The sequence below is a fragment of the Neobacillus phoenicis genome, assembly GCF_047302305.1.
GTDB lineage: Bacteria > Bacillota > Bacilli > Bacillales > Cytobacillaceae > Neobacillus.
This window is the reverse complement of the sequence record NZ_CP154847.1, coordinates 3818941-3832750: the sequence shown is the minus strand read 5'-3', so window position 1 is coordinate 3832750 and position 13810 is coordinate 3818941. Positions and strand designations below refer to the sequence as shown.

At 35.8% G+C, this 13810-nt stretch carries 14 protein-coding genes; 10 read left to right on the top strand and 4 right to left on the bottom strand.

The features are described 5' to 3' along the window. The first annotated feature begins 132 nt into the window (after positions 1-132). From AA0X95_RS19770 to rpiA, 6 genes are all read left to right on the top strand, one after another. Complete coding sequence (locus AA0X95_RS19770; protein ID WP_413300864.1) at positions 133-417, top strand: hypothetical protein; 285 nt, start codon at positions 133-135, stop codon at positions 415-417. Between the two features lie 579 nt (positions 418-996). Further along, a complete protein-coding gene (gene zwf, locus AA0X95_RS19765) occupies positions 997-2454 on the top strand; it encodes a glucose-6-phosphate dehydrogenase (RefSeq protein ID WP_413300863.1) in 1458 nt (485 codons plus the stop codon). Between the two features lie 47 nt (positions 2455-2501). Beyond that, on the top strand, positions 2502-3395 hold the full coding sequence (gnd, locus tag AA0X95_RS19760; protein WP_413300861.1) for a phosphogluconate dehydrogenase (NAD(+)-dependent, decarboxylating): 894 nt from the start codon (positions 2502-2504) through the stop codon (positions 3393-3395). A gap of 125 nt (positions 3396-3520) precedes the next feature. Further along, positions 3521-4003 (top strand): hypothetical protein, encoded by a 483-nt coding sequence (locus tag AA0X95_RS19755; RefSeq protein ID WP_413300859.1) that lies wholly within the window; start codon positions 3521-3523, stop codon positions 4001-4003. A gap of 191 nt (positions 4004-4194) precedes the next feature. Next, positions 4195-5202, top strand: coding sequence for a DUF3231 family protein (locus AA0X95_RS19750; protein WP_413300857.1), 1008 nt, complete (start codon positions 4195-4197; stop codon positions 5200-5202). 57 nt (positions 5203-5259) lie between these two features. Then, the gene (gene rpiA, locus AA0X95_RS19745) at positions 5260-5928 is read left to right on the top strand and encodes a ribose-5-phosphate isomerase RpiA (protein ID WP_413300855.1); all 669 of its coding nucleotides are present in this window, start codon (positions 5260-5262) and stop codon (positions 5926-5928) included. 41 nt (positions 5929-5969) lie between these two features. On the opposite strand, the gene AA0X95_RS19740 is transcribed toward rpiA, so the two are convergent. Beyond that, positions 5970-6962: an NADPH:quinone oxidoreductase family protein gene (locus tag AA0X95_RS19740; protein ID WP_413300853.1), complete on the bottom strand. Its 993-nt coding sequence runs from the start codon at positions 6960-6962 to the stop codon at positions 5970-5972. A gap of 148 nt (positions 6963-7110) precedes the next feature. Here AA0X95_RS19740 and AA0X95_RS19735 point away from each other — a divergent pair, with 148 nt between their 5' ends. Continuing rightward, positions 7111-7476 carry a winged helix-turn-helix transcriptional regulator gene (locus AA0X95_RS19735; RefSeq protein WP_413300851.1) on the top strand — a complete coding sequence of 122 codons (366 nt, stop codon included), beginning with the start codon at positions 7111-7113 and terminating at the stop codon, positions 7474-7476. Positions 7477-7537: 61 nt separating this feature from the next. Here the strand turns inward: AA0X95_RS19735 and AA0X95_RS19730 are convergent, their stop codons facing one another. The 3 genes from AA0X95_RS19730 to AA0X95_RS19720 are packed head-to-tail and all read right to left on the bottom strand — an operon-like array spanning position 7538 to position 11236. Beyond that, positions 7538-8629 carry a Ger(x)C family spore germination protein gene (locus AA0X95_RS19730; protein WP_413300849.1) on the bottom strand — a complete coding sequence of 364 codons (1092 nt, stop codon included), beginning with the start codon at positions 8627-8629 and terminating at the stop codon, positions 7538-7540. Then, positions 8626-9747 (bottom strand): GerAB/ArcD/ProY family transporter, encoded by a 1122-nt coding sequence (locus AA0X95_RS19725; RefSeq protein WP_413300847.1) that lies wholly within the window; start codon positions 9745-9747, stop codon positions 8626-8628. Before AA0X95_RS19725 ends, AA0X95_RS19730 begins: the two co-directional genes overlap by 4 nt. 7 nt (positions 9748-9754) lie before the next feature. Beyond that, positions 9755-11236 (bottom strand): spore germination protein, encoded by a 1482-nt coding sequence (locus AA0X95_RS19720; protein WP_413300845.1) that lies wholly within the window; start codon positions 11234-11236, stop codon positions 9755-9757. Between the two features lie 243 nt (positions 11237-11479). Between AA0X95_RS19720 and AA0X95_RS19715 the strand changes: the two genes are divergently transcribed. From AA0X95_RS19715 to AA0X95_RS19705, 3 genes are read left to right on the top strand one after another with little or no spacing between them, the layout of a single operon-like run. Then, the gene (locus AA0X95_RS19715; protein WP_413300843.1) at positions 11480-12343 is read left to right on the top strand and encodes a carbon-nitrogen hydrolase family protein; all 864 of its coding nucleotides are present in this window, start codon (positions 11480-11482) and stop codon (positions 12341-12343) included. A 32-nt stretch (positions 12344-12375) separates the two neighbouring features. Beyond that, on the top strand, positions 12376-13047 hold the full coding sequence (locus AA0X95_RS19710) for a GNAT family N-acetyltransferase (RefSeq protein ID WP_413300841.1): 672 nt from the start codon (positions 12376-12378) through the stop codon (positions 13045-13047). 18 nt (positions 13048-13065) lie between these two features. Further along, on the top strand, positions 13066-13737 hold the full coding sequence (locus AA0X95_RS19705; RefSeq protein ID WP_413300839.1) for a GNAT family N-acetyltransferase: 672 nt from the start codon (positions 13066-13068) through the stop codon (positions 13735-13737). The last annotated feature ends 73 nt before the right edge of the window (positions 13738-13810 follow it).

Below are 13810 nucleotides of genomic sequence, written 5' to 3'. Positions count from 1 at the left end.
TTAAAAGAAACAATGCACCATTGCGTATGGCCTATTTTCTTATAAGTTGCTTGATAATTGCCCAAATTGTCATTGTTGATGTTGTTTATAAAAATCTCTTATTAATAAAGACATTTCTAGCTGGGGGAGTGAATGAATAAATTTTTTGATTATTTTCTTTTAACAGTAGGAGCGGCTATTGTAGCAATGGGATTAGAAATGATATTAGAAATGATATTAGCGCAAAATGGGCTGGTAGATGATGGGGTAACTGCCTTATCATTTAAGGCAAATGCCATGTGGGGCTTACGCCAAAAGATTCAACACATAAAGAATACTATACTCAACAAATTTATATCAAATATATTTTTGTGGCCAGGGAGAGGATGCTCACCCTGGCTTTTTAACTTTATAGGAAAGTATAAAATTCGACTTTGAGAATTGTCCAGCTCCAGCGCCTAGCCCCTCGGGTCAAATAACCTTCTGCAATAAAAGTCAAAGAGCGACTTTTCTTGCAGAAGAACATTTGCCTGTCGGGGCTGACCAAGGCGCTTGCGCTTTTCTTACTTATTTAACACAAAAATAAATGAGTTTATTTCCTATAGTATACATTTTGTTAGTATGTTATTTTTTTATCACTATTTAAATAAAAAGTGCGTACTTCCATTAAAAAAATGTAGGTATTATACTTACATCTTGTTGCAACATTGGATTCACGAAATACTGTGGTTTTTGATCAGTCATCTGATCTTCCGCAATCAGTTTACTACATTGAAAGGGTGAATAGTATGTTCGGGTTACATGCAAAGCATTACAAAGTTTGTTCAAGATGCCTAACCTTCACATCGAATAATGGTTATTGTCCAAAATGTGGTCATTCGCATTTTAGGGACATCATTATTACGGTCCAAGCAGGTTCAAATAAAAATATGGCTAAGCCAGGGATTGGCTAGCAAGAGTTATAGTAGTTTTTTAAGAAAGGCATAAGTGAAATTTTTAATTTTGGAGGTATGTAAAATGGAGGCAATGACATTTGTCTTATTTGGGGCGACAGGGGACTTAGCAAAAAGAAAAATCTTCCCGGCTCTATATAATTTATTTTTGGATCAAAAATTACCTGTGCCCATCTCAATTATTGGGGTGGGCAGAGGAGATTTATCAGATACTGATTTCCAAAACCATGTGGAAGATTCCTTAAAAACATTTTCTAGACGATCACTAAATGACGATTCCAACCTTGAAGTGTTTATCAGTGCCTTTCGGTATAGCCATGTAGATGCTACCAAGGCTGAAGGATATAAAGGATTACTTGAACTCGTTAAACAACGTGAAGAAGAATTGAATATTCCAGAAAATCGTATGTTCTACCTATCTGTTGCTCCAGAGTTTTTTAATGTGATTGCTTTCAACATTAAAGAGAGTGGTCTAGGTTCTACTAAAGGTTGGAAACGTCTAATTATCGAAAAACCGTTTGGACATGACTTAAAATCAGCTCAAGAATTAAATGATAAACTAAGTAAAGCTTTTGATGAAGAAGAAATTTTTCGCATCGACCACTATCTTGGAAAGCCGATGGTACAAAACCTGGAAGCTTTAGGATTTGCAAATCCAGTGCTTCAAGCATTATGGAACAACCAATACATTGCAAATGTGCAAATTACTGCAAGCGAAACAGTTGGGGTTGAAGAGAGAGCTGGTTATTATGATCAAGCTGGGGCTATTCGCGACATGTTTCAAAATCATATGCTGCAAATCTTGATGATGACAGCAATGCAGCTGCCAAAACAAATTAGTGCAGAAGAGATCCGCAATAAAAAGAGAAAAGTAATAGAATCACTTCGTCCATTAAAGAAAGAGGATGTGGTGAATCATGTGATTCGAGGTCAATATGGTCCTGGTGCAATCCAAGGTAAACCAGTTGTTGGGTATACAGGAGAACCTGAAGTTGCTCCTTCTTCTTTTAATGACACATTTGTGGCTGCCCGTCTATATGTGGATGATGATTTTTGGAGAGGGGTTCCTTTCTATATCCGTACAGGAAAAAGAATGACAGAGAAATCCACCCGAATTGTGATTGAATTCAAAAATACTTTAAAGGATTTGTATAGGACTCAAGAAGAAGAAACTGCGCCAAATCTTTTAGTGATTGAAATCAATCCAAACGAAAGTGTTTCATTACAATTAAATAGTAAAAACCCATTAAACAATGGAAAAATCGAACCAGTCAATGTTGATTTTTCTGCTAAGCAAGCAGATGTTCCTGAAGCGTATGAGCTTTTAATTTACGATGCAATGCGTGGCGACTCTACATTCTTTGCACATTGGAAAGAAGTGGAGTTGTCTTGGAAATGGGTACAGCCTATCTTAGAGGCTTTTGAGGAAAATACAATTCCCCTTCAATTATATCCATCCGGGTCAATGGGACCAGATGCTTCCCATCAATTATTGGCAGAGGAAGGATATAAATGGTGGTAGTAATAAAAGATGAAGAATATTTTTAGATTATTAAGGAGGAAATGAACATGAAAGTTGGATTAATTGGTTTAGGAAAAATGGGATTAAACTTAGGTCAAAATTTAATTGATAACAAGCACGAAGTAGTAGCTTTTGATGTAAATGGAAGTGCCGTTGAAGAAATGAAGAAATATGGTGCTCAAGGTACATCTGATTTAAAAGAACTTGTTGAATCATTAGAAAAACCAAGAGTTGTATGGATTATGGTTCCGCATGCTGTGGTAGATTCAGTAATAGATGAAATGATACCATTATTAGGCACTGGAGATATCGTAATTGAAGCTGGAAATTCTCACTATAAGGAATCCATTCGCCGATATAACCAGCTAAAGGAAGTAGGAATTCACTTTATGGATGCCGGTACTTCTGGTGGAATGGAAGGTGCTCGTAATGGAGCATGTTATATGATTGGTGGAGACCCTGAAGCCTGGAACATCGTGGAACCTATTTTCAAGGATACAGCTGTCGAAAACGGATTTATCTATGCTGGTAAAGCAGGGAGCGGTCATTTCTTAAAAATGGTTCACAATGGAATTGAATACGGTATGATGGCAGCGATTGGTGAAGGATTCGAGGTATTAGAAAAAAGCAAGTTCGATTTTGACTACGAAAAAGTGGCTAGAGTGTGGAATAACGGCTCAGTTATTCGTTCATGGCTCATGGAGTTGACTGAACGTGCATTTTCAAAAGATGCAAAGCTAGATGAAATTAAAGGGATTATGCACTCTTCTGGTGAAGGGAAATGGACAGTTGAAACAGCTTTAGATTTACAAGCAGCCACTCCTGTTATTGCAATGTCTCTTTTGATGCGTTACCGTTCATTAGACAGCGATACTTTTACAGGTAAAGTGGTAGCTGCATTAAGAAACGAATTTGGTGGACATGTTGTTGAAAAAAACTAACAGAATTACATCTGTCACATTTAATAGAAAAAGAGTCAATAAAAATAGGTGAAGAAAAATAGCTCATTATTTGTGAAATGGTAATGAAAACAATGAATATGATGGTAGAAAAGGATGTGAAGTTCATGAATGTATTGGATGCAAAAATGATAAATACTCAGTATGGTATAGAAACTTATCTAGATCTATTGAAAAATGTTGAAGTGAAAGACATTCAATATGTTACAGAGCCAGCTTCTTATTACGAAATCACTATAGGTGTAGAGTATTTTCGGTTAAGAAATGAAAATTATTATAATAGTGAAAAGAGATATTTTAAGATGCGTATGAATTCTGATTTAAATGCTATTACTATAATAGAAACAAAAAGAGAAAGTTTATTTGCTGTGAAAAATGAATTTGAAAGATCTGCAACAAAGGAACTGATTGGAGAGTGGCTAATAAAAAGCAATGCTTTCAGAAAAGTTCTTAATGATTTGATAGCTGATAAGAAAATGGAAAATGTTAAAACGGAGGAAAATATAATAGGAACAATAAGGTTCCTGGAGAAATTACTTGAAATCACAACAGAAGACATTTTAAGTGCTCATATTGAGAGATCTCACTAGTTTCCGAAATAACCATTAAAATGATAGAAAATTTTTTTGGAGTATGTTTTTTAGAAAAGTTAAATAGGGAATCTCAAACGTTATGAATTCCCTATTTAACCTCTGCTTCTATTATCTTGCCAGGAACATTTAACAAATAAAATTAATGTAAATGGTTATCCTAATCTGTAATAGCTAGGAGGGATGATAAAATGGAACAAGTTAATCACCATACTAAAATTAATGCATCAGAACATGCTGTTATTTGGTCACAATATGTTAATGACAGTTTGTCACGATGTATTCTTCGCTATATGTTACATGATGTAAAGGATGAAGATATTCGCGATTTACTGGACTTTGCCTTAGAATTATCAGAAACTCATTTAGAAAAAACGAAGCAATTCTTATCCTTAGAAAATCTTCCAATTCCAATAGGCTTTACAGACGAAGATGTCACAGTAGACGCTCCTAGTTTATTTACTGATACATTTAAGATTGTTTATTTACATATTATGACAATTCATGGTTTGACGAGATATGCTGGTGCCACTAGTGTTTGTATACGAGAGGATGTAAGAAAATACTTTATTGAATGTACTTCGCAAACATTGGAACTATATGATAGGGTAACTAGTGTTTCCTTAAATAAGGGAATTATTAACAAACCTCCTACTTTAAACAATCAACAAAAGATTGATTTTGTTAGGAAGCAAAATTATTTAACTGGTTGGTTCGGGAAACGTAGACCTATTAACGCAATTGAAATCAGTGGTGTGCATCTTAATATGCAGAAAACAATGGTGAAAATGGTATTGGAGTTAGGATTCAGTCAAGTTTGTCAATCTAAAGAGGTACGAGATTATATGGACCGTGCTCGTAAGCTTTGTATTAAACACTTTGATATTCTAAGTTCAATGTTAAAAGAGGAGAATCTTCATGTTCCAAAGTTATTTGAAACAGAAGTAACAGATTCAACAGTTCCACCCTTTTCAGATAAACTTATGCTATTTCATATAGCGACACTGCTTTCTGCAGCAATTGCTTATTACAGTGAGGCATTATCAATGGGACAAAGAAGAGACTTAACGGCAGATTACGCACGAATGAATACCGAAATTGCCTTAATTGCTGAAGATGGTATAAATCTATTAATAGAAAAGGGATGGATGGAACAACCTCCCTCTGCCACTGATCACGAAAGTTTGGCAAAGAATTAGATCAATGATAATTATGCTTTATGAAAAAGAAAGGACCTATTTATAATGGGTGTTAAAATGGTTGATAAAAAAATAGTCGGTGAAAAAGCAGCAGAGTTTGTTAAAGATGGCATGGTTGTGGGGCTTGGTACGGGTTCGACAGTTTTTTATACCATACAAAAGCTTGGTCAGCTAGTGAAGGAAGGCCTTTCCATTAAAGGTATTCCAACTTCTGTTCAAACGGAAGAATTGGCTAAAGAATTAGGCATTCCACTTACAAGCTTTAGTGAAATAGAAAGTATAGATATTGCTATTGATGGAGCAGATGAAGTCAATTCAGAATTAGAACTGATCAAAGGTGGTGGCGGCGCACTTTTAAGAGAGAAAATCATAGCGAGAGCAGCTAAAATATTTATTGTTGTAGCGGATTCATCTAAAATGGTGGAGAAATTAGGTGCGTTTCGACTGCCTGTAGAAGTTATTACGTTCGGTTATGAAATGACGGAAAAAAATATTAGAGCCATTGGTTTAGTCCCGGAAATTCGATTAAACGGTGAAACTCCGTTTATTACTGATAATGGGAACTATATTTTTGACTGCCAAATTCCTGAGCACGTTCAGCCTGAGAGGTTAGAACGAATGCTTAACATGATACCGGGAGTCGTTGAGAATGGGTTGTTTGTTGGAATGACTGACATGGTGATCACTTTAGATCAAATAAAAAATGTTGTCGTGTTAAGAAGGTAAGATCATAAGAGAGAGACTTTGAATCCCTCTCTTATGTTTTTTTATATCTTTACGATGATTCTACCTCTTGCTTGTCCTTTTAAAATAGTAGGCAAGGTTTCAGGTAATTCTTCTAGTGTAATTTCTTTCTGTACAATTTCAGAAAGAGTAGAAGGTTTTAAATCGGTTGCCATGCGATTCCATAGTTCTTGCCGAACATCCATTGGACAATAAACAGAATCAATTCCGAGAAGGTTTATGCCACGTAAAATAAAGGGAAATACAGTGGTTGGAACGCTTCCTCCACCAGTTAAGCCACTGACCGCAACTGAACCATTATATTGGATTTTACTTAAGATGGAAGCAAGTGTCTCTCCTCCGACTGGATCAACAGCTGCAGCCCAAATTTGTTTATCAAGAGTTTTAATTTTACCGTTAAAGACATCTTCACGAGAAATAATCTCTTTTGCACCGAGCTTATGTAAAAATGTATGCTCAGAATTTTTACCCGTACTAGCGACTACTTCGTATCCTCTTTTTGAAAGCATGGAAACAGCTAAACTACCTACGCCGCCAGTTGCTCCTGTAACAAGAACTTTGCCTTTTTCTGTTGTTAAACCGTTATTTTCTAACTTTTGAATGGAGAGGGCTGCAGTAATACCTGCTGTCCCCAAAATCATTGATTCTTTCAACGTTAAATTTTTTGGTAATTGGACAATCCAATCACCAGGAATTCGGGCAAATTCACTATAACCACCATAATGGGATACCCCAATTTCATAGCTTGTTGCAATGACTTCGTCCCCTTCACGGAAACGTGGGTCTTGAGAGGATACGACTACCCCTGCTAAATCAATACCTGGAATAAAGGGATAGGTTGTGACGATTTTTCCATTCGGAATACTAGCTAAACCGTCTTTATAGTTAATCGCAGAATAAGAAACCTTGATTAAAACATCACCTTGAGGTAACTCATTTAAGTTAATATTTTTGACTTGAACAGAAAAATCGTTTTCATTTTTATCTACCATCAATGCTTTAAATTGTTCCATCATTCTTTAACTCCTTTCTTGAACAGCAGATTAGTATTATATATTCATTGCTAATATATAATGTATGGAAGGATATTACAAGTACAGACTTTTATTTTATATAGTGAAAAAAGTATACTGTGGGTTATAATAAATATGGAGGTGATGTGAAATGTCGCGAATGCAGGATAAGATGTTTAATTGTGAAAAAGAATTAACTCTTTCCGTTATCGGTGGTAAATGGAAGATGCTTATATTATGGCATCTAGGAAAAGAGGGAACGAAGCGATTTGGTGAACTGAAAGCTCTTATGCCAGGGATCACGCAGAGAATGCTAGTTAATCAATTGCGAGAACTGGAAGATGACTTGATTGTAAAACGCGAAGTCTATCCCGTGGTTCCTCCAAAAGTAGAATACTCCCTTACTGAACAAGGAAGAAGCTTGATGCCGATTCTCGATGCTATGTATAACTGGGGAAAAGATTATATGGAAACTGCTGGGTTGAATCCTTTAGTAAGACAAGAGTCGATTAGGTAAATTTTAACTGGTAATCTAAGGTTGACTCCGGCTAAGGGGGTCAACCTCTTTTCATGATAATTTAATAATTATTTTTAGTATTTTGTAATGTCTCAAAATAAAGCTGATAATTAACTTTTATTTTCATTTTTCCCCATGCGGCTAACCATACCTTTTCGTTGATGGGTTTGGAAAAGGGGCTAAGGGTGTGTGTCCCGATTTGAAGAGGATCCACCTTAAGCTCTTGCATTTTTTTTATGAGGTCCGTAGTTTTCATTTCTAATTCAGATTCAATTTCCTTATTAAGCTGCATCAGTTCATTTCCGTTGAGGATATTTTTATTACCTTGATATTCCTCAATTCTTCCATTTAGTTTCACGTTTATTGTAACTAGGGAAAGATTTTTATCTAAATCCACATTTACTCTTGAGCGTATATGTCCAATAACCACATCTAATTTGGATATTGGAAAAAACTTCAAATAGTGATCATTGTCAAGAAGTTGAAATATTTGATCTTCGGTACTTGTGACCGTTTCTATTAATTTATCATTGTTAAAAAAAGCAGTCCCCTCGTAAGTAAAGTTATCTTTCGCTACTTTGAAAACAGGAAGAACGGGATCTGAAAATGGTGAAAACAGCTTATTTTTATATTCATGCAAATTGACAATGGTCATTTCACCTTGTTTTTTTCTCTCATAGTGTCTTAGCATTCGATACAGGTAATAATCAAGGTTTTCTTGCTTCTTTGCTTGTCTGTTAATATATTCGTCAAAATTACCTTTAACGATTACTAAATACAATCGTTGCGAAATATCATAGTCTGTCAATAGCGTGTTAATCATCTGAATAATCCCTTGTTTCGCTAATTCCTCATGAATTAAAAACATACGGAGTTGTCCAACCTTCAATTCACGATAATATCTTAAATTAAAGTCTTTTCCTCCCTGTTTAAGAAGATCAACTTCTAGTGTTAATAAGCTTTTTGGCTCATTTACTAATGGAGGGACTAATGTACTCATTTTTATTTTTCCTTTTTCGCCTTTACTAATTGACCAAAAAGTGACAGGGGCAATATCTTCAATTGTGTTGTTCTCAACAAATGGGGCACATCCTGGAATCATGACTAATGAAACAAAGATTCCCCAAACTATAAGCATTTTCTTTCGTCTCATGCTTTTACACGCCCTTTTAGCTTTGTCAATAAGAGCAAGAATGTTGGGACGATAAAGTAAGTTATTCCACTTAACCAAATTTGAATATTCAGGAGAATATTCTGTTCCGTTTCAATGGACCAAATCCAATTATTCACAATTACAAAGCAGAGAAATAACATAATACAAGTGACAGCAAAACCCATACGTGAAGGTTGGGTACTTGTTTTTTTTAGGATGATTCTTGTAGCCCCATATATACATAACAAGAAAATTGATATAGCAAACACCAATAAAAACATATGTAGTGAAATCAGGATAATATCCAGTCGTTCAAACAGGGGAGATTGTAAGTATCGAATCATATGAATAATAGGGTATTTACTTTTACTTAAATAATTTGAACCGAAAAAGAATAAACTCGCAATAAACAATAGCAAATACTCTGAAGTAGAAAGAGCATTCGCATAGGTTAAATATTTTCGCATTTTTTGTTGTGGTTTGATCCAAGGAATTAAACAGATTAAATACTCTGGTCCTGAATATGAAGCCCAAATGAGTAACAATCCTTTCCATGAATCAGTTGTCCAATTTGTTGGTATCAAGGGATACAAATCATGTAATGCAGCGATTGGTGGAATAAAAAAGGGATAATATAAAAAAATCATCCAAAAAACACATAAAAAAACAATTACCACAAACCGTATGGTATTCTTCATTCCTAGTGAAGCAACATAGGAGCTCGTAAGAAGAATGAAAAAAATAATCCAATTTGAATTCATTGCTGGGAAAATAAAATCATGAATAACTTCTAAGTATCCGAGTGTGATCACCGTTATTTTGATTAGTATCAATATAAGGCCTATAAAAGTCAAAAGCCTTACCATTCGAACACCAAAAAGCTCTACAAAACCTTGATATCCCTTTTTAGCATAATTTGATTCTAGCCATTTGCATAACAGCCTTATATTGAGTTGGGAAAAGATTGCCATTGCAACAATTCCCCAAATCATAAACGGGTGTAATAGGTAGGTAGGCATTAAAAAAAATAGGTAAAGCATTTGGAAACGGTTGACGATGAAAAAGGCATAGATTCCGTCAAATTTAGATGATTTATCAAATAAGGAAAATGTGGTCAACTTTGAATCACATCCTTCGTTTGTATCTCCATTTCTGTAAAGGGTGTAAATGATCCGGACGAGATTTCATGTTTGTTAAAGGCCCTCTAATAAAGAGATCGATCCAGTCCTTCCAGTAAAATGGAGCGATTGGTGAAAAATAGGGTTGTTTTAAGGAAGTAAGACCATTTAGATGTGCCAAAATGGCAACAGCTCCCATGGCAATGCCATAAACACCAAAAAAGGATGAAAGGAGAAGAAAACCAAATTGAATGAGTGTATTTGCCTTCGTCATCAAATAGTTTGGTACTAAAAATGAGGAGATGGTTGAAATACAAACTAATACAATTAATACTTTGCTCGCAAAACCCGCTTGAACCGCTGCTTGACCGATAACTATACCACCAATCACCCCTAAGGTTTGACTTGATTTGGTCGGCATCCGTAAACTCGCTTCTTTTATGATTTCAAGAATAGTTAACATCAGTAATGCTTCCCAAAATGGTGTAAAAGGTAGTTTACTTCTAGATTCCACTAAAACAAATAGTATTTGTAAGGGAATCATTTGATAATGGTGGGTTGATAGTGCAACATAAAATGGTATCAGTGTGACGGACAGAAAAAAGCTTAAATATCGAATAGCTCTTAAAAAACTTGCAACCGGCCAACGATTAATATAATCCTCAGGTGATTGGAAAAGGTGAAAAAAGGTGATTGGTGCAACTAATACAAACGGTGTGTTCTCTACCAAGATAGTTAATTTACCGAGCCCTAAGGAATAAGCACAAACATCTGGGCGGTCAGTTTGTTGGAATTGTGGAAAAATACTGTGTTGATGTTCCTCCATAAATGCCGCTACCTGGGATGAATCGAAAAATAAATCAAAGTTAATTTCAGAGATTTTCTTTCTTGCTATTGATATAAATTCAGGATTGGTTAACCCGTCTATGTACATTAGGACAACCGTTGTTTCACTTAATGAACCTACTTTATATTTCTCTGTTTTTAATTCAGTAATAGGAAGTCTTCTGCGTATGAGGGTGATATTTGGATCTAATTGTTCAGTGAAACTATCTTTTGCACCGTATAAAATTGTTTCTGTTTCAGAGGTTTCAATCCCCCTACTTAATTCGTTAGGAAGAGGAATGACCAACCATTGTTCTTGGATACAATCATTCAGAAGTACAGCACCGGTGAGGAGTAATTTCTGTGCCGCTTCAAGTGATTGGATCTTCATTACTTTAGGTGTGGCTATGCTTTCGTAAATCATCGCATGTGGACTTTGGATAACAGGTTCTATTATCGATTCATTCAAACGATCCTGGTCAATTAAGGTTCTAAAATAGATTAAGACAACTTTTTGATCGTTAAGTGTAGTGCGTTCGATTATCTCTACATCGTCCATATTGTCTAAAACCTGTTTTAGAGAGTCTAGTGATATCTTCCTTTGCACAGGTTGTTGTGTGTAACTACTATCATTAGCAATGCTTTTACCCTTTTTCCAAAACATAAACATCCTCCACTGATATAAGCTGCCATTTGTTCACTTTAGAAAAAGTGTAATGGTAATTCTTCCTTTTAGTATGAAAAAGAGAAGATTATTTTATACTAATAAAATAAGGTAGGGGAAACTATATAAATTTACAGTATAGTTTTTTACACTATGTAATGAAAAAGTGCGTACTTGTTCAAAATTTTCATTTCGCTAATAATAAGATTAAATGATTATTACAAATAGAAAGAAGGGGATTATATGCAAATGAGAGTATCAGCGGTTCAATATCAACTTCATACAATTAGCTCTTTTAAAGAGTTTGCAGACCAAGTGGAGCATTATATCAAAACAGCAGAAGAATTTGGATCCGATTTTATCATTTTCCCTGAATTTTTTACAACACAGCTTATGTCAATAGGCAACGATAAAGGGGAAGCATTAACCATCCAAGAACTACCTGATTATACCGATCAATACCGGTCATTATTTATTGAACTGGCCAAACAATATAAGATGCACATTATAGGTGGAACACACGTGATCCGTAAAGGTGAACGCCTTTATAACGTTGCACATATGTTTTATCCAGATGGAAGAGTGGTAGAACAAGCAAAACTGCATATTACTCCAACAGAGGTACATGAGTGGAATATGAGTCCCGGAGACGGTCTGGAAGTTTTCGAGACTGAAAAAGGGAAAATCGCTATGTTAACGTGCTATGACATTGAATTTCCAGAAATCGTTCGAATGGCAAAGGCGAAAGGAGCAGATGTCATTTTCTGTCCATCATGTACAGACGATCGCCACGGCTTTCACCGTGTTCGTTACACAAGTCATGCAAGAGCCATCGAAAATCAAGTCTATGTTGTCACAACTGGTACGGTCGGTGCGCTGCCAACCGTTGATTTCATGCGTGCCAATTTTGGCCAGGCAGTTGTCATCACACCAAATGACATTCCATTCCCTCCAAAAGGGATTTTGGTAGAAGGAGAGATTAATCAGGATATGATCGTTACAGCTGACTTGAATTTAGAGCTATTATATCAAGTTCGTGAAAAAGGATCGGTGACCACATGGCGGGACCGACGCACAGATCTTTACACAGATTGGGAAACAAAATAAGCTGATCTATACAATGAAATGGGGGAATCCTCATGTATCGAAAAGAATTTTTCGTTTTCGACCAAGACAAACCTGTTCCTGTTGTCATCAGAAATTATGAAAAGAAGGACTTTCCTGACTTAATTCGTATTCAACAGGAAAGCTTTCCTCCTCCATTTCCATCTGAACTATGGTGGAATGAAGAGCAACTAAATAATCATGTGACTCTTTTTCCACAGGGAGCTTTATGTATCGAAGTGGATGGTGAAATAGCTGGGTCTATGACTGGACTTCTTGTCGAATTTGATCCTCAACATCCAGAACATTCCTGGGAAGAAATAACGGATAATGGTTATATCCGGAATCACAACCCTGAAGGGAATACCTTATACGTTGTAGATATAGGTGTCCGTCCAGCTTTTCGAAAATTGGGATTAGGCAAGTGGCTGATGTTTTCTATGTATGATGTGGTTGTTCATTTGGGGTTGGAAAGATTACTTGGTGGAGGTAGAATGCCAGGGTATCACAGACATGCAAATGAAATGACACCAGAACAATATATTGATGCTGTGGTAAAAGGGGAGCTGAAGGATCCAGTTATCACTTTTCTCCTCCGTTGCGGCCGTACCCCTGTAAGGGTAGTAGCAAACTATTTAGAAGATGAAGAATCCTATAATTATGGGACTCTAATGGAATGGAAAAATCCGTTTTCCCATTCAAAATAAAGAAAAGGGGATGATCCAATGGAATATAGTAGAATAACCAATATCAACGACCCGTTATTTAAACAAATGCATCAATTAATGCAAGATGTTTTTCCCCCAGAAGAAGTACTAGAATTTGATCTTTGGAAAGAACCGTTAGAAGATCCGGGTATCCGTGTTTTTGTAGCTGTTCATGAAGGAAAAGTAGTGGGTGCAACTGAGTACCGTTATTATGAAGATTTTAATGTGGCAATGACTGATTTTACCATTATCGGCCAAGCTGGTTTGGGAATCGGGCCCTTTTTAGCTAATAAACGACTAGAAGACCTGAATGAATTAGCATCTGCGAATGGTAAGAAATTAATGGGGATGTTTGCTGAAATCTATGATCCATATCATGTCGATCATTATGAATTTGGCGGCGTTAAGCCGATGGATCCTTATGTTCGTCGTGAAGTGTTGTCACATCTTGGCTACAAGCGTCTTGATTTCACATATGTTCACCCGTCTTGGAATAATGATGGTGAAGCTGTATCAGGTTTGGACCTATGTTTTCTCCCAATGGATGGAGAAATGAATGAGCTGCAAACAGATTTAATAGTGAAATTTTTGAAGCGTTATTATACCGTTCTATCAAATAAACCAGAATCCTGGTACGCAATGATTCAAAACTTAGAAGCAAAAGAGAAAGTGGCATTATTATATTTTTAATGAGTGAAAAAGCTTGCTGATTAAGTCGAAGTTTAGACTAAAGTCGGCAAGCTTTTTTTGTAAAAAAAGAGAA